This is a genomic window from Pseudoalteromonas sp. 0802 (assembly GCF_013350085.1).
In the GTDB taxonomy this organism is placed as follows: Bacteria; Pseudomonadota; Gammaproteobacteria; order Enterobacterales; family Alteromonadaceae; genus Pseudoalteromonas.
In genome coordinates this window covers 19,494-34,225 of the sequence record NZ_JABVXE010000022.1, presented here as the reverse complement: position 1 = coordinate 34,225, position 14,732 = coordinate 19,494, and the positions used below count along the sequence as shown (strand labels likewise).

Sequence of the window (14,732 nt, the reverse complement as noted above, 5' to 3'; positions counted from 1 at the left end):
CTCTATTTAAAAGCGCAGCTAACTAGCTGCGCTTTTTATTTTTATCATCATAAGTATTTGATAATACAAATAGCTTGTTTTAATCTGCTGATATTACAAAGCAACTTGGATGATGTGATATGTCGACTTGGCAAGGGAATACTGCGCTGGCATTTGCAAGCATTGCACTTGGCTTATCAATTTATAGCTATACAACATCAAACCCGACTGACAAGCCTGTAGTTATTCAGCAAGCAAAACCTAACTTAAAAGAGTTGGCCATTCCAGAGCAAGACAGAGAAAATCTAGTCGCCTTACATGGCTATATTTTAGATCTCGAAACACGCATTCACGAGCTTGAAAATAAAGCGCCTACAATTGATCCTGAGCGACTTGCCTCATTAGTTAAACAAGCAATGGAACAGCAAGAAAAAGAGCGACGAGTCGAAATCGAAAAAAGAAATCCGGCGCTTGGCTGGCTAAGTAATTTACCTGATGACTACCGCGAACGCATCAAAGCAGACCCACAATATGCCGACAGCTCAATAAATGAAGCTCTTGCCACCTTACTCAATTTGAGTAAGTCCGAAAATGAGCGCTTAGCTGCCTACGGGCAACTAAAAATGACCCTCAGCATGCTCAGACGCGACTTGGACGACAGCCAAGCAAATGCAGTAATCGATGCCATGATAAGCATTAGCGAATACACTAATGATCCTAAGATTCGTGTCAGTACTTTAGAGAATTTATCTCGCCAAAATAACGTCTCACCTAAGCTCGCTGAGCATTTTCAAAAACTGTTACAAACTGACGATAATGATTATGTTCGCAATATTTCTGCCACAGCCCTCATCGGCCAATTTTTTCGTGCCACAAGAGACGGCAATAATAGTTATGCCAGTGATTTAGCAGAACGAATTACCACTCTTGAAAATAGCAGTAATGCAAAAGTTGCCGAAATCATGGCTGAAAACCTAAAAGGCCCACGGTTAAGAGAAGAAATAGATAAAGCGCTGGGGAAATGATTGAAGGTGCTAGGACAAACTAAATCCAGTTTAACCTGAAGTAACTTTTCTTACACTGAAATGAAAGCCCCTTCTCGATCTAATCTGACGTCTGACAGCTGAAAGCTTCCAGCTATTTTTTATAACAAAAAGCCCCAGCAGATGCCGGGGCTTTTTAGTAAGGAAACTTAATTAAAAATTAAGCTTTCTTTGGACGCTCAACAACGTCTACTAAAGTCCAAGACTTAGTCTTAGAAATAGGAGCACACTCAGAAATAGTAACTACGTCACCAGTTTGAGCTGTGTTGTTTTCGTCATGTACGTGTAGTTTAGTCGTACGTTTGATGAATTTACCATATACTGGATGCTTCACGTAACGTGCGATAGCAACAGTGAAAGATTTATCCATCTTGTCGCTGATTACACGGCCTTGAAGAGTACGGATTTTATCGCTCATTATTGACCTGCCTTCTGGTTAATAACTGTTTTTACACGCGCGATATCGCGACGTACTGTTCTTAGCGTGTGTGTCTGAGCTAACTGACCAGTGCTTGCTTGCATGCGCAGGTTGAACTGCTCACGAAGAAGTCCTAGAAGTTCAGCATTTAGCTCTTCTACGCTTTTGTCTTTTAGTTCGCTAGCTTTCATTACATCACCGTCCGAGTTACGAAAGTTGTTGTGAATGGTAATTTACGCGCTGCAAGGTTAAATGCTTCACGAGCAAGCTCTTCAGAAACACCTTCCATTTCGTAAAGTACTTTACCAGGTTGAATTTCAGCAACCCAATATTCAACAGAACCTTTACCTTTACCCATACGAACTTCTAATGGTTTGTTCGTAATTGGCTTATCTGGGAATACACGAATCCAGATTTTACCTTGACGCTTTACGTGACGTGTCATAGCACGACGAGCTGCTTCGATTTGACGAGCAGTCATACGGCCACGGCCAGTAGCTTTCAAACCGAAAGTACCGAAGCTTACTTTGTTACCGTTTTGCGCTAAACCGCGGTTGCGGCCTTTGTGCATTTTACGGAATTTTGTACGTTTTGGCTGTAACATTACTCGCTACCTCTACTTAGCACTTTTTTTGGCTTTCTTTGGCGCGCGTTTAGCTGGCTTCTCTTGCTCTTGTACTAGTGGTAAACCACCAATAACTTCGCCTTTGAAGATCCAAACTTTAACACCAATGATACCATAAGTGGTTAAGGCTTCAGAAGTTGCGTAGTCGATATCAGCACGAAGAGTATGTAGAGGTACACGACCTTCACGATACCATTCTGAACGTGCGATCTCAGCACCGCCAAGACGACCGCTAACTTCAACTTTGATACCCTTTGCACCAATGCGCATTGCATTTTGTACCGAACGCTTCATAGCGCGACGGAACATAACACGACGCTCTAGCTGTGACGCAATACCGTCAGCTACTAGTTGTGCATCAAGTTCAGGCTTACGAACTTCAGCGATATTAATCTGAGCCGGAACACCTGCAATCTTAGTTACTGCTTGACGTAGTTTTTCAACGTCTTCGCCTTTTTTACCGATAACAACACCAGGACGAGCTGTGTGAATTGTTACACGGATAGATTTAGCTGGACGCTCGATAACGATTTTAGACACAGAAGCCGCTTTTAATTCCTTAGTAAGGAAAGTACGTACTTTGTGATCGCCAAAAAGCTGATCAGAGAAATCTTTTGAATTCGCGTACCAGGTAGAAACCCAAGGTTTAGAGATACCTAGGCGAATACCAGTAGGATGAACTTTTTGTCCCATTACTTATACTCCTAGCTATCTGAAACCACAACAGTGATGTGGCTTGTACGCTTAAGGATGCGGTCTGCGCGTCCTTTAGCACGTGGCATAATACGCTTCATTGTTGGACCATCGTCCACAAAGATCGTAGTTACACGAAGCTCATCAATGTCAGCACCTTCGTTATGCTCTGCGTTAGCAATAGCAGACTCAAGTACTTTTTTAACTAATACAGCCGCTTTTTTAGGGCTGTACGCCAGGATTTCTAGAGCGCGATCAACCGGAAGTCCGCGGATCTGATCTGCAACTAGACGTGCTTTTTGCGCCGAACCAGAGGCGAATTTATGTTTAGCTAATGCTTGCATTTATCATTCCCCTCTTAACGTTTCTTCGCTTTCTTATCCGCAGCGTGACCGCGGTAAGTACGAGTTGGTGCAAATTCACCTAGTTTGTGACCGATCATTTCGTCTGTGATGAACACAGGAACGTGCTGACGACCATTATGGACAGCGATGGTCAATCCGATCATGTTAGGTATGATCATTGAACGACGGCTCCAAGTTTTAATTGGCTTCTTGTCACCGCTTTCCAACGCTTTCTCTACCTTCTTCAGCAAGTGTAGGTCAATAAAAGGACCTTTCTTGAGAGAACGTGGCATGGCTATTCCTCAACTATTATTTAGTACGACGACGTACGATAAATTTATCAGTACGCTTGTTCTTACGTGTCTTAGCACCTTTAGTCGGCTTACCCCATGGAGACACAGGATGACGACCACCAGATGTACGACCTTCACCACCACCGTGCGGGTGATCTACCGGGTTCATGGCAACACCACGAACTGTCGGACGGATACCACGCCAGCGATTTGCACCAGCTTTACCTAGTGAACGAAGCATATGCTCAGAGTTGCCTACTTCACCAAGTGTTGCGCGACAGTCAGCTGGAACTTTACGAACTTCGCCAGAACGAAGACGTAGAGTTACGTATTGACCTTCACGAGCAAGGATTTGAACGTATGCACCAGCAGAACGTGCGATTTGCGCGCCTTTACCTGGTTTTAATTCTACGTTGTGAACAGTCGAACCTACAGGCATGTTACGCATTGGTAACGTGTTACCAGCTTTGATTGGTGCATCAATACCAGATTGGATTGAATCACCAGCTTTTAAGCCTTTAGGTGCAATAATGTAACGACGCTCACCGTCTGCATATAATACAAGAGCGATGTTTGCGCTACGGTTTGGATCATACTCTAGACGCTCAACAACAGCTGGAATGCCATCTTTAGTGCGTTTAAAGTCGATTACACGGTAATGATGCTTATGACCACCACCGATGTGACGAACCGTGATACGACCTTTGTTATTACGACCACCAGACTTAGAGTTTTTCTCTAGTAGTGGTGCGTAAGGTTTACCCTTATGTAGATCTGGGTTAACCACTTTAACCAGGTGACGACGACCCGCAGAAGTTGGTTTACACTTTTGAAGTGCCATAATTCTAACTCCCCTTATTACTCGGCGCCGCCGACAAAGTCTAGCTCGCTACCTTCTTTAAGAGTAACGTAAGCTTTCTTCCAGTCTGAACGACGACCGAAACGCATGCCAGTACGTTTTGTTTTACCCTTAACGTTTAGTGTGCGAACACCAGTTACTTCTACTTCAAAAAGCTTTTCTGCTGCAGCTTTGATTTCAGCTTTAGTTGCATCAGAAGCTACTTTGAAAACAATCGTGTTGTTCTCTTCAGCAGCGATAGTGCTTTTTTCAGAGATGTGTGGAGCAAGGATCACTTTTAAAAGACGTTCTTCACGGATCATGCTAGCGCCTCCTCAAGTTGCTTAACAGCAGCAGCTGTAATAAGTACCTTATCGAAAGCGATTAGGCTTACAGGATCGATACCAGCTACATCACGCGTGTCAACCTTGTATAGGTTACGTGCCGATAAGAAAAGATTCTCATCTACTTCTTCAGTCACGATTAGAACATCTTTAAGCTCAAGTTCTTTAAGCTTAGAAACTAGTTCTTTAGTTTTTGGTGCTTCAAGACCAAACTGCTCAACAACGATTAAACGCTCTTGACGAACTAATTCAGATAAGATGCTTTTGATCGCACCGCGGTACATTTTACGGTTTACTTTTTGGCTGTGATCTTGTGGTTTAGCTGCGAAGCTAACGCCACCTGAACGCCAAATTGGGCTACGAATTGTACCAGCACGTGCACGGCCAGTACCTTTTTGAGACCATGGTTTTTTACCACCACCGCTAACTTCAGAACGTGTCTTCTGAGCACGAGTACCTTGACGAGCACCTGCTGCGTAAGCAACAACTACTTGGTGTACTAATGCTTCGTTAAACTCACGTCCAAAAGTAGCTTCAGAAACTTCAAGAGCGCCAGAAGCGTCTTTAATTGCTAATTCCATCACTAAATCTCCAGGACTTATGCTTTAACAGCTGGTTTAACGATAACGTCACCGCCGATAGCGCCAGGTACTGCACCTTTAACTAAAAGCAAGTTACGCTCAGCGTCAACGCGAACTAGTTCTAAGTTTTGAGTCGTTACACGCTCAGCACCCATGTGACCGGCCATTTTCTTACCTTTAAACACCTTACCAGGTGATTGGTTTTGACCGATTGAACCAGGAGCACGGTGAGATAGAGAGTTACCGTGAGTAGCGTCTTGCATGCTGAAGTTCCAGCGCTTAACACCACCTTGGAAACCTTTACCTTTAGAAGTACCGGTTACGTCAACTTTGTTGATTTCGTTGAATAATTCAACAGTAAGCTCAGCGCCTACTTCAAAATCGCCTTCACCACCATTTAGGCGGAATTCCCACAGACCGCGACCCGCTTCAACACCAGCTTTAGCGAAGTGACCCGCTGCTGCTTTGTTTACACGGCTTGCTTTTTTAGTGCCTGCGGTTACTTGAAGCGCGTTATAACCGTCAGTTGCTTCAGATTTGATCTGAGCAATGCGGTTAGGTGTCGCTTCGATAACTGTCACAGGGATAGATACACCATCTTCAGTGAAGATACGTGTCATACCCACTTTACGACCGACTAGACCTAATGCCATTTTCCTAAAACCTCTCTAATCTTCCGATTAACCCAGGCTGATTTGAACATCAACACCAGCAGCAAGATCTAAACGCATTAGAGCGTCAACAGTCTTGTCAGTTGGTTCTACGATGTCGATCAGACGTTTATGGGTGCGGATTTCGTACTGATCACGCGCGTCTTTGTTAACGTGCGGTGAAGTTAGTACAGTAAAACGTTCAAAGCGTGTAGGTAGTGGGATTGGACCACGTACTTGTGCGCCAGTGCGTTTCGCAGTTTCCACGATTTCCGCCGTTGATTGGTCAATCAAACGGTGGTCAAAAGCTTTTAGGCGAATACGAATGCGTTGATTTGACATTCTTAAACCTCAATATAAAGAGCATTTAAAAAGAGCATAAAAAAACGACCGAAACAATCTTAATAACTAAGATGTCGGCTGCTTTCTTATATCTACGATGAATTCCAAATCGGAATTCCTGTTTATTAGCTTGAAATCCAAGCTTAATCTTTCCTTCCAAGTTCCCGAGGGAATTTTGAAAGCCTGCGTATTATAGATAGATTGGTGATAAATGCAACAACTATTTTGAAAATCTCAAAGGTCTAAATTAAATTTTGTTTAATTTTCGAACTTTATCAATAACATTAGCGTCTTTAAATTATACTTGTGCGAGTAAAGAGGCTAGAAAATCGCTTTTAAATGGTCAGTCCAGTTAATAATTGTTATTCTATGTCGCTTATTTTTGACCAGACTCGGTCTATTTAATATCTACTAATAACTTTGGTGAGTTGATGCGTATCATTAATCGTTGTTTAAATTTCATTTCTGCCGGTATGAACCGCTTGTTTGTAAAAAGTAAGGTGCTGCCAGAAAATCCGATTGAACAATACAACCTAAACCCAGCCAACCCTACTTTTTATATTGTTAGGCTAAATGCACGCTCTGATTTAGCGGCACTGGCGAGGGTATGTAAAAAATACGGCTTACCTAACCCGACCGAAGAGCAGTTATTAGGTAATGCAGAACTTGATCGCTTTATCGGTATTCAAAACCCACCACCGCTATTTGGTAATAAAAGCAAACCAAGCAATGCCCTGCAGCAAGGCAAACAAATTATTGACCACCTGATGCAATCAGGTGAGAAAAACGTCCAAGTGATCCCGGTGACGATTTTATGGGGTCGTAATCCTGGTAAAGAAAAGCCTGGTTTAGGTACTTTGGTGTCTCATTCATTAACACCCAGCTGGTTTCGTAAATTCTTTGTGTTGCTATTTTCTGGGCGCGATAACTTTATTCGCTTTAGTCAGCCACTCGATTTATCTTTATTGGTCAATGAAAAAGCTGAGGTTGATGAACTACCACATAAGCTTTTACGTGTAGCCCGCGTACACTTTCGTCGCCAAAAATTGGCAGCGACAGGCCCGAAAATGCCATCACGTGAGCAGTTATTTAATTCGCTACTTGCCTCACCAACAATAAAAAAAGCAATTCAAATAGAAGCGAAAGAAAAAAACATCAGCCAAGAGCAAGCTCGCCAAAATGCGCTGAAGCTACTTGATGAGATTGCTGCCAATTATAGCGATGCCACCATTCGTGTTGCAGACCGTATTTTAACTTGGCTGTGGAATAAGCTTTATAACGGGATTGATATTAAGTTTTCTGAGCAAGTGCATGAGCTTACAGATAAAGGCCACGAAATTATCTATATGCCATGTCACCGATCGCATATGGATTACTTATTGCTGACCTATTCTATTTACCACTTAGGCTTAGTTCCGCCGCATATCGCTGCGGGTATCAACTTAAATTTCTTCCCGGCAGGGGGAATTTTCCGTCGCAGTGGTGCTTTCTTTATTCGCCGCTCATTCGCGGGCAATAAACTGTATTCGTCAGTATTTAAAGAGTACCTGAGCCAGTTATTTATCAAAGGCTATTCAGTAAAGTTTTACACTGAAGGTGGTCGTAGCCGTACTGGTCGCTTGTTACCGCCAAAAACAGGTATGCTCGCCATGACATTACAAGCTATGTTACGTGGCATAGACCGCCCTATTTCAATTGTGCCTGTATACATTGGTTATGAGCACGTAATGGAAATTAATACTTACTTAAAAGAGCTTGCCGGTAACGATAAAAAAGGTGAGTCGGTATTAGGTATCTTTAAGGCAATTAAAAACCTTAAAAACTATGGTCGTGGTTATTTAAACTTTGGCGACCCTATATCGATAAACCAATATCTCAATGATCAACAACCTGATTGGCGAGAGTCGATTCACCCAACTGATGTTCAGAAACCACAATGGCTTGGACCACAAGTCGCTAACCTCGCTGATAAGGTAATGGTTAATATTAATAGCGCCGCTGCACTCAATGCAGTGAATCTACTTGCGATGATATTACTGGTAAATGATAAACACGCGTTAAGTAAACCTAAGCTGATTGCTCAGCTTGAGTTTTATTTACATTTACAGCGAAGCGCAAGCTACAGCGAAAAGGTGACCACACCAGACGAAAGCGCCGAGCAGCTGCTAGAGCATGCACTAAAACTTAATAAGTTTGATGTGATCAGTGATGAGTTTGGCGAAATTATCGCGATTAACGATAAAGAAAAAACACTATTCAACTACTACCGTAATAACGTGTTGCACTTATTTGCAGTACCGAGCTTATTGGCGCTGCATTTATTCAAAGCACATCAAACTACCATGGCTGATTGCCAAGCCTTGATCGCACGTTTTTACCCACTGTTTGCCAAAGAGTGGTTTTTGCATGAGTTAGATGAAAACTACATTACTCGCGTACTCGCAAGCTTCGTTGATCAAGACCTGATTGAAATTGATGGCGATAATATCAAGATCACAAACAGCAACGACTGTTTAGCGAAACTCGAAATGCTCGGTCGCGCCTTAAGTTTAACACTACAACGCTACGCTATCGTGGTTGGTTTTATTCAAACTAGCAGTGGTATTGAGCGTGAAGAACTTGAACACGAAAGCCAAGTGTTAGCAGAGCGCTTAGGTACCTTGCACGGCATTAAAACCCCAGAGTTCTTCGACAAAAAAGTACTTATTGGTTTTATTTCAAGCTTGCGAGAGCAAAAGCTAATTACCGAAACAGAGCAAGGCTTAACGGGTAGCAATGAGCTATGTGAAGTGTATTTATACCTTAAAGCATTGCTGCCAGCACGGGTCTGGCAGTCAATTGACGATATAGTGCAAAGCCAAGCTCAGCACACAAAAAATTAACGCTGACGCATGACCCCTTCTTGGATCGTTGAGGCAACTAAATTGCCTTGACGGTCAAAGAACTGACCTCGCACCAAACCACGACCAGAGCTCGCACTTGGGCTATCAATCGAATATAAAATCCAATCGTCTAGTCTAAACGGGCGGTGAAACCACATTGCATGGTCAATTGTTGCAACCTGCATATTCGGCTGCATAAACGATACCCCGTGCGGCTGTAATGCAGTTGGTAAAAATTCAAAGTCAGATGCGTACGCAAGTAAGTAATTATGAATACGCTGATCGTCAGGCATCTCACCATTAGCTTTAAACCAAATATGCTTAACGGGCTCCATCACTTGTGGTTTGAATGGGTTATGAAAGGTCACAGGACGCATTTCAATTGGTACTTCTCGGATGAACTTATTTCGAATTGGTTCAGGAATAAGTTCTGCATTTGCTTGGTAAAATTCAAGCGATGACTTTAATTCTTCAGGCTGTGGTACATCAGGCATCTGCGCTTGATGTGATAAGCCCTCTTCTTCACCTTGGAAAGAAGCTGTCATGTAAAAAATCGGCTTACCATATTGAATTGCTTTTACACGGCGAGTACTAAAACTTTTACCATCACGGATATTTTCTACATCATAGACAATCGGCTTTGCAGCATCACCTGGGCGCAAAAAGTAAGAGTGTAAAGAGTGAACAATACGCCCTTGTGGTAATGTTTCTTTTGCGGCAGATAGAGCTTGGCCCATTACTTGACCACCGAATACAGCTCTAAATCCTAAATCTTGGCTTTGCCCGCGATACAAGCCTTGCTCAATCTCTTCTAACGACATTAATGACAGTAGGTCATCTAATACTTGGCTCATTTATTTATCCTCAATCCCGACAAGCGTTTAATGATACTATAGACTAATTGGAAGTAAATCTTTGTAAGAGCACCTCATTATGGCTTATTGGCTTTTTAAAACCGAACCCGATGCATTTTCAATTGATGATCTAAAAAACGCACCTGAGCAAACCTCTATGTGGGATGGCGTGCGTAATTATCAAGCCCGCAACTTTCTTCGCGATGGTATCAAGCATGGTGACTTGGTAATGATTTATCATTCAAGTTGTAAACAAGTGGGTGTTGCAGGTATCGCTACGGTGACTCGCGAAGCTTATGCCGACCCAACACAGTTTGATTTAAATAGCGATTACTACGATGCTAAAGCCACTGCTGATAACCCGCGCTGGTTTGTAGTCGATGTGCAATATCAAGCACACCTTAAAAAACTAGTTAGCCTGCAGGCGATTAAAGCCAATGAGTCAATTACCGAAATCGCTCTTAAAAAAGGCGGCCGATTGTCAGTAATGCCTGTCACCGAACATGACTGGCAACAGATCATCGCAATGAGCGAGCGATAAGCATATGCGGCCATTTTTAATTAGCTGCTATTTTTGCTATAATTTTGCACCTTTATTTTAGAGGTAGCGTGGGGGATGTATGAAATTATTGTATTGGTTAGAGGAATGGACCAACCTGCCACGCGATGAGCAACAAAGCCTTGTGCCTATGACTGGTGGTGATTTGCTCGGTGATGTTTATGTGAAATACCATATCATTGATGCCAATAAGCCCCTGCTAATTACCTTCTCTCCTGCTGGAACAAATTATCAAGAACATGATATCACTGATGATTTTTCGCCTTGGGCTTATAAGCTCGCGAAAAAGCAAGATGTGAATATCATCGCCTTTCAACATTTAGGCATTAGCAACTGGTTTAGGCACCGTAACCTGTTGTTTTTTATTGAACAGCTAGCACCACTGATTGGCGGGTTCAAAGAGCGGTTAGGTTATGGATTGAGTCGAGGAGGCTTTGCCGTTGGCGCCTTTGCCAATCTATTAAAGCTAGACAAGGTTTTACTCTTTCACCCAGTTAGCACAAAAAATAAAGAAAAAGCGCCATGGGATGATCGTTCAAGTACCGACATCGCGCAAAAATTTGATTGGAACGGTGACTACCACGATTTAGATTTAGGCCATGCAAAGGGTTATATTATTTACGACCCAACGAATCGTATCGACCGAGCTCATGCTAAACGTTACCCACAACTAACCCACTTACGCGTGTTTGGTATGGGCCATAGTGTTCATGCAACATATTTAAATAAGTTTGGCTTTTATAAAGATGTTGCTGTTGATTTTATTAGCCACCAGCAAGTTGATGTAGCCCAATTCCGCCAGCAAACCAAAACGCTGCGCTTTAAAGAAGACTATTATCGTCGTCTAAATAAGGCAAACAAGAGTTCGCCACATCGTTTAGCCTTACTGAGCACCGCGCATACAATTTTAGCTGAAGAAAAAGCTGAGCATATGCAAGAGCAAAAAGATGCGATTGATGTGCAACCGCTGATTGATGTTGCAATCAAGCATCAAGATGAGCACCCAAACGATGCAATAAAGGTCTTAGAAGTAGCGCAGCAACTCTCACCCGATGATCCTGTGATAGATCATAAACTAAAACAGTTGAAGTGATACAGCAGTAGGCCGTCAGCCGTCAGATCACACAAAATATAAACAGCACTTATATATGTAAACTCAAAATTTTACTGTGGAGTTATATAATTTCTATAATTTGCACACACTTCATTGTTGCGGTTGCTAAGACTATGCGTTAACTCATTTATCAGTAAAAAAACACTATTTTCTCTTTTCAAATCAATAGGGAGTTTAAAGTTTATGTACTGATTAGTAGAAGAAACTACATCATTTTTCAAGGTACGAAGTTCATTACTTTTCATAATGACTTCCAACATACGAGCTTTTGTCAAAAACTCTACGTTCAACATTTTGAGAGTTTCAACCTTATCAAAATACAAGCTACTTAACTTAGCGTAATATTTTTTAGTTTCACCATTTTCTATATTATTAGAACTATAAAGGAGTGAATAAACATCATTGCCAATAGATGTGAGACTCCCGCAAGTAATATGAACTTTTTCTAAAGCCTCTAAAACCTCTAGCTTCTTTGAGTAATTGATCTGCTTTCGCCAAATAAATAAAGCATATAGTGCACAGACACCGCTAATGCCTCCCCCAAGGGCGGAAATAAAATTAATAATTTCAATTAAAGGTTTACTTATTAGGCTTGTCGATAAAGCACCTGCAAATAATAAGGTTAGCGCGATAAATAAGTGCTGTTTTTTTGACAATACAATTCCTTATTAAATACTAGCTCTTAGGTTTAACTTTACGGTGCTTTTTGACCCGTCCATGTTTTGGGATGATTGTTAAGTACATTACTAAAGCTAACCACGAAAAGAAGATGATGCCGATTAACCAAGCATTCTTTTCGTGGCCCTGTGTGCGTTTACTATTTAGCACAATGACCACAGGTAAAATGTAGGCACTGAGTACAATAATTAAAAACACAACTTCGTTCATAAATACCAATTCGCTTAATTAAAAGTATTATTGCGGATTGGTACTATACCAACGCAGACCAATCAACTTCGTCACTCAAAACACGCTCCGCAGCAATATAATGCAAAATATCTCCTTCACTTACCACGTAATCAAGTGGCGGGTTTAAGTCCATATTTTTTGCACTCAAATTATGTGCGACACCCAGTAATATAGCATCATGACTATATTTAAAGTGATGAAACAGCTTGCCAAACTCCATTGCTTGCACGCCTTTTGGAATTGGTAAACTAAATTGAGTATCCCCATGTAGTGTCGATAACAGCTCTTCTTGCACACGACTTGAACCTGGGTCTTGCATTGAACGCACTAAGATCTCGGCTGACTTAGCACTGCTACATTCTACATTGTGGCAATGTTCATGTAGCATTTCGATTTTAGTTTCATCAGTGAAGTGTGCACTAATGTGGCACTGTTTATTGACCAACTTGCTAATACGCAGGGCTGTTGTAAACGTTTGGTCATCATCTTGGCCATCAATAATAATTTTATCGGCGCGATCAATGGCAATTCTTTTCAACTCATCTAAGTCAGTAAAGCTACTTAGACGAGCAAAATCAACCATAGGATTTGCTAAAAACGGATGTTCCATTTGCTCAGTAACCGCCAATAAAATACGACGGTCTAAACGTTTATGATCGGCCAAGATATAGTCAACCATCTTTTTAGTACGTGTATCGTGCCAACCAAAGATAATAATGTGATTGTTTATATGTGCGAAGCTTTTATCACCCGTCATAGCGCGCCTAATTAAATAAGTTACTGTTTGCCCTGTTTTTCCTAACAGAACGCCAAATAATGCTAAACCAAAAGGTATTTGCAGCAATGCGACAATCCAACGGCCAAGCTCGGTGCTTGCGCTAAAATCGCCATAGCCAACTGTAGATGTAGTTACTACATAATAATAAAAATAAGTACTAAGTGGTGTGAGCGCTTGCTCTCCTGCAAGCATAAGCAGCCACCAAATAAGTAGCATATGCAAAAGCGTAGTAAATACCACAGCCTGCCAACTTACTTGATCAATGTGACTGCGAATAAGTACCACTAAACGATTAAATATATGATGCATAATCCTTGCGATTTATAGTGGAGGAAATTATCGATACGGTACTGTAATGCTTGCATTTTGGCAACTGATGGAAAATTACTAATGCATGTCGATGAAAAATGATAGTAGACTATACTATCTCTGTATTAGGTGTTTAGGGTGAAATATGTCAGGTGTTCTTGCTTCCGTCGATAAGCGTACGCAACTGGTCGGTGAAAACCGCTTAGAGCTTTTACTATTTTACCTACACAGTCGCCACTTATTCGCTCTCAATGTGTTTAAAGTTAAAGAAGTGGTGAAGTTACCGCAAATTAGCAAAATTCCCCACGCTCACCCAAAAGTTTCTGGGGTTGTAAATATTCGTGGCGAATCAATTCCGGTGATTGATTTGCGCAGAGCGATAAACATGCCTGAAGCTAAACACATCGAAGATACAAACCTCGTTATCACCGAGTACAATCGTACCGTGCAAGGCTTTTTAATTGGTAAAGTTGATCAAATCATTAATATGACATGGTCAGATATTATGCCGCCACCAACTGCAATTGGTAAAAATCACTATCTAACAGCCTTAACTAAAGTAAAACGCGATGGCCAAGAGCAGCTGGTTGAAATTATCGACGTAGAAAAAGTGCTCGCCGAAATCGTTGAGTACGAAGTCCAAATATCTGAAGACATTCTAGATAAAAGCATCGTGAACGAGTTTGCAGGCCGCAAAATTCTTCACGCCGATGATTCGCCAACTGCTCGTAAGCAAGTAAGCGATACCTTGTCGCAACTTGGCATCGAAATCATACCTGCTCGTAACGGACTTGAAGCACTCGAAATGCTAAAAGGCTGGGCTGATCAAGGCAAAGATGTTGAGAAAGAGCTACTCATGGTGATCACCGATGCTGAAATGCCAGCAATGGATGGCTACCGTTTAACACACGAAATTCGTAACGATAGCCGCATGAAGAACCTACATATTGTGCTTAATACATCTTTGAGTGGTAGCTTTAACCAAGCTTTAGTTGAGAAGGTTGGTTGTAATGCCTTCTTATCAAAATTCCAGCCAATACTGTTAGTAGAAGAAGTTCAAGCCCGCTTAAAAGCAGTGCTAGAGCAAGATTCACAGTAAGCGCATTTAGCATCAGTTTTTAAAGGCATAAGCTAAAGCAACGACGTCGCAATTTGCCAATCATCGTTATTCATGATT

The 14,732-nt window shown here is 41.8% G+C and carries 20 protein-coding genes; 5 read left to right on the top strand and 15 right to left on the bottom strand.

Annotation, left to right across the window (positions count from 1 at the left end; all coding sequences use genetic code 11):
• Nucleotides 1–119 precede the first annotated feature (119 nt).
• Nucleotides 120–1,004 carry a hypothetical protein gene (locus HUS61_RS18955; protein WP_175083395.1) on the top strand — a complete coding sequence of 295 codons (885 nt, stop codon included), beginning with the start codon at nucleotides 120–122 and terminating at the stop codon, nucleotides 1,002–1,004.
• Nucleotides 1,005–1,182: 178 nt separating this feature from the next.
• On the opposite strand, the gene rpsQ is transcribed toward HUS61_RS18955, so the two are convergent.
• Genes rpsQ through rpsJ form a run of 11 tightly spaced genes read right to left on the bottom strand, consistent with a single transcriptional unit; the run spans nucleotide 1,183 to nucleotide 6,150 of the window.
• Nucleotides 1,183–1,440: a 30S ribosomal protein S17 gene (gene rpsQ, locus HUS61_RS18950; protein WP_054552372.1), complete on the bottom strand. Its 258-nt coding sequence runs from the start codon at nucleotides 1,438–1,440 to the stop codon at nucleotides 1,183–1,185.
• A complete protein-coding gene (rpmC, locus tag HUS61_RS18945) occupies nucleotides 1,440–1,631 on the bottom strand; it encodes a 50S ribosomal protein L29 (protein WP_054552371.1) in 192 nt (63 codons plus the stop codon). Before rpmC ends, rpsQ begins: the two co-directional genes overlap by 1 nt.
• Entirely contained in the window at nucleotides 1,631–2,044 is a 414-nt protein-coding gene (gene rplP / locus HUS61_RS18940) for a 50S ribosomal protein L16 (RefSeq protein WP_036974208.1), read from the bottom strand. Before rplP ends, rpmC begins: the two co-directional genes overlap by 1 nt.
• Nucleotides 2,045–2,056: 12 nt before the next feature.
• A complete protein-coding gene (rpsC, locus tag HUS61_RS18935; RefSeq protein ID WP_054552370.1) occupies nucleotides 2,057–2,758 on the bottom strand; it encodes a 30S ribosomal protein S3 in 702 nt (233 codons plus the stop codon).
• A gap of 11 nt (nucleotides 2,759–2,769) precedes the next feature.
• Entirely contained in the window at nucleotides 2,770–3,102 is a 333-nt protein-coding gene (gene rplV, locus HUS61_RS18930) for a 50S ribosomal protein L22 (protein WP_004588690.1), read from the bottom strand.
• A gap of 14 nt (nucleotides 3,103–3,116) precedes the next feature.
• Nucleotides 3,117–3,395: a 30S ribosomal protein S19 gene (gene rpsS / locus HUS61_RS18925; protein WP_010376377.1), complete on the bottom strand. Its 279-nt coding sequence runs from the start codon at nucleotides 3,393–3,395 to the stop codon at nucleotides 3,117–3,119.
• 16 nt (nucleotides 3,396–3,411) lie between these two features.
• Complete coding sequence (gene rplB, locus HUS61_RS18920) at nucleotides 3,412–4,236, bottom strand: 50S ribosomal protein L2 (RefSeq protein ID WP_058583716.1); 825 nt, start codon at nucleotides 4,234–4,236, stop codon at nucleotides 3,412–3,414.
• Nucleotides 4,237–4,253: 17 nt separating this feature from the next.
• Nucleotides 4,254–4,556, bottom strand: a complete 303-nt coding sequence (gene rplW / locus HUS61_RS18915) for a 50S ribosomal protein L23 (protein ID WP_054552368.1) — start codon at nucleotides 4,554–4,556, stop codon at nucleotides 4,254–4,256.
• Nucleotides 4,553–5,158, bottom strand: a complete 606-nt coding sequence (gene rplD / locus HUS61_RS18910; RefSeq protein ID WP_054552367.1) for a 50S ribosomal protein L4 — start codon at nucleotides 5,156–5,158, stop codon at nucleotides 4,553–4,555. The genes rplW and rplD overlap by 4 nt, the downstream gene beginning before the upstream one ends.
• Nucleotides 5,159–5,175: 17 nt before the next feature.
• Nucleotides 5,176–5,811, bottom strand: coding sequence for a 50S ribosomal protein L3 (gene rplC, locus HUS61_RS18905; RefSeq protein ID WP_036974218.1), 636 nt, complete (start codon nucleotides 5,809–5,811; stop codon nucleotides 5,176–5,178).
• 27 nt (nucleotides 5,812–5,838) lie between these two features.
• Nucleotides 5,839–6,150, bottom strand: a complete 312-nt coding sequence (gene rpsJ / locus HUS61_RS18900) for a 30S ribosomal protein S10 (protein ID WP_002957900.1) — start codon at nucleotides 6,148–6,150, stop codon at nucleotides 5,839–5,841.
• A gap of 431 nt (nucleotides 6,151–6,581) precedes the next feature.
• Between rpsJ and plsB the strand changes: the two genes are divergently transcribed.
• Nucleotides 6,582–9,032, top strand: a complete 2,451-nt coding sequence (plsB, locus tag HUS61_RS18895) for a glycerol-3-phosphate 1-O-acyltransferase PlsB (RefSeq protein WP_175083394.1) — start codon at nucleotides 6,582–6,584, stop codon at nucleotides 9,030–9,032.
• On the opposite strand, the gene tesB is transcribed toward plsB, so the two are convergent.
• Nucleotides 9,029–9,886 (bottom strand): acyl-CoA thioesterase II, encoded by an 858-nt coding sequence (gene tesB / locus HUS61_RS18890; protein ID WP_054552365.1) that lies wholly within the window; start codon nucleotides 9,884–9,886, stop codon nucleotides 9,029–9,031. The two genes, plsB and tesB, sit on opposite strands and share 4 nt — an antisense overlap.
• A gap of 79 nt (nucleotides 9,887–9,965) precedes the next feature.
• On the opposite strand from tesB, the gene HUS61_RS18885 reads away from it, so the two are divergent.
• Nucleotides 9,966–10,427 (top strand): EVE domain-containing protein, encoded by a 462-nt coding sequence (locus tag HUS61_RS18885; protein WP_175083393.1) that lies wholly within the window; start codon nucleotides 9,966–9,968, stop codon nucleotides 10,425–10,427.
• Between the two features lie 79 nt (nucleotides 10,428–10,506).
• The gene (locus HUS61_RS18880) at nucleotides 10,507–11,538 is read left to right on the top strand and encodes a cytosolic protein (RefSeq protein ID WP_175078864.1); all 1,032 of its coding nucleotides are present in this window, start codon (nucleotides 10,507–10,509) and stop codon (nucleotides 11,536–11,538) included.
• A 71-nt stretch (nucleotides 11,539–11,609) separates the two neighbouring features.
• Here the strand turns inward: HUS61_RS18880 and HUS61_RS18875 are convergent, their stop codons facing one another.
• The 3 genes from HUS61_RS18875 to HUS61_RS18865 are packed head-to-tail and all read right to left on the bottom strand — an operon-like array spanning nucleotide 11,610 to nucleotide 13,555.
• Nucleotides 11,610–12,215, bottom strand: a complete 606-nt coding sequence (locus HUS61_RS18875) for a hypothetical protein (RefSeq protein ID WP_175083392.1) — start codon at nucleotides 12,213–12,215, stop codon at nucleotides 11,610–11,612.
• A gap of 19 nt (nucleotides 12,216–12,234) precedes the next feature.
• Complete coding sequence (locus HUS61_RS18870) at nucleotides 12,235–12,447, bottom strand: hypothetical protein (RefSeq protein WP_054554498.1); 213 nt, start codon at nucleotides 12,445–12,447, stop codon at nucleotides 12,235–12,237.
• A 43-nt stretch (nucleotides 12,448–12,490) separates the two neighbouring features.
• Entirely contained in the window at nucleotides 12,491–13,555 is a 1,065-nt protein-coding gene (locus HUS61_RS18865; protein ID WP_063529762.1) for a potassium channel family protein, read from the bottom strand.
• A gap of 145 nt (nucleotides 13,556–13,700) precedes the next feature.
• Here HUS61_RS18865 and HUS61_RS18860 point away from each other — a divergent pair, with 145 nt between their 5' ends.
• Complete coding sequence (locus tag HUS61_RS18860) at nucleotides 13,701–14,654, top strand: chemotaxis protein CheV (RefSeq protein ID WP_062564690.1); 954 nt, start codon at nucleotides 13,701–13,703, stop codon at nucleotides 14,652–14,654.
• Nucleotides 14,655–14,732: the final 78 nt, after the last annotated feature.

Excerpts from the sequence above, each read along its gene's own strand:
- HUS61_RS18870 (WP_054554498.1), bottom strand. The coding sequence starts at position 12,447 with ATGAACGAAGTTGTGTTTTTAATTATTGTACTCAGTGCCTACATTTTA.
- HUS61_RS18955 (WP_175083395.1), top strand. The coding sequence starts at position 120 with ATGTCGACTTGGCAAGGGAATACTGCGCTGGCATTTGCAAGCATTGCA.
- rpsC (WP_054552370.1), bottom strand. The coding sequence starts at position 2,758 with ATGGGACAAAAAGTTCATCCTACTGGTATTCGCCTAGGTATCTCTAAA.
- plsB (WP_175083394.1), top strand. The coding sequence starts at position 6,582 with ATGCGTATCATTAATCGTTGTTTAAATTTCATTTCTGCCGGTATGAAC.
- rplW (WP_054552368.1), bottom strand. The coding sequence starts at position 4,556 with ATGATCCGTGAAGAACGTCTTTTAAAAGTGATCCTTGCTCCACACATC.
- rpmC (WP_054552371.1), bottom strand. The coding sequence starts at position 1,631 with ATGAAAGCTAGCGAACTAAAAGACAAAAGCGTAGAAGAGCTAAATGCT.
- HUS61_RS18860 (WP_062564690.1), top strand. The coding sequence starts at position 13,701 with ATGTCAGGTGTTCTTGCTTCCGTCGATAAGCGTACGCAACTGGTCGGT.
- tesB (WP_054552365.1), bottom strand. The coding sequence starts at position 9,886 with ATGAGCCAAGTATTAGATGACCTACTGTCATTAATGTCGTTAGAAGAG.
- HUS61_RS18865 (WP_063529762.1), bottom strand. The coding sequence starts at position 13,555 with ATGCATCATATATTTAATCGTTTAGTGGTACTTATTCGCAGTCACATT.
- rpsQ (WP_054552372.1), bottom strand. The coding sequence starts at position 1,440 with ATGAGCGATAAAATCCGTACTCTTCAAGGCCGTGTAATCAGCGACAAG.
- rpsJ (WP_002957900.1), bottom strand. The coding sequence starts at position 6,150 with ATGTCAAATCAACGCATTCGTATTCGCCTAAAAGCTTTTGACCACCGT.
- rpsS (WP_010376377.1), bottom strand. The coding sequence starts at position 3,395 with ATGCCACGTTCTCTCAAGAAAGGTCCTTTTATTGACCTACACTTGCTG.
- rplV (WP_004588690.1), bottom strand. The coding sequence starts at position 3,102 with ATGCAAGCATTAGCTAAACATAAATTCGCCTCTGGTTCGGCGCAAAAA.
- HUS61_RS18885 (WP_175083393.1), top strand. The coding sequence starts at position 9,966 with ATGGCTTATTGGCTTTTTAAAACCGAACCCGATGCATTTTCAATTGAT.
- rplP (WP_036974208.1), bottom strand. The coding sequence starts at position 2,044 with ATGTTACAGCCAAAACGTACAAAATTCCGTAAAATGCACAAAGGCCGC.
- rplD (WP_054552367.1), bottom strand. The coding sequence starts at position 5,158 with ATGGAATTAGCAATTAAAGACGCTTCTGGCGCTCTTGAAGTTTCTGAA.
- rplC (WP_036974218.1), bottom strand. The coding sequence starts at position 5,811 with ATGGCATTAGGTCTAGTCGGTCGTAAAGTGGGTATGACACGTATCTTC.
- HUS61_RS18880 (WP_175078864.1), top strand. The coding sequence starts at position 10,507 with ATGAAATTATTGTATTGGTTAGAGGAATGGACCAACCTGCCACGCGAT.
- rplB (WP_058583716.1), bottom strand. The coding sequence starts at position 4,236 with ATGGCACTTCAAAAGTGTAAACCAACTTCTGCGGGTCGTCGTCACCTG.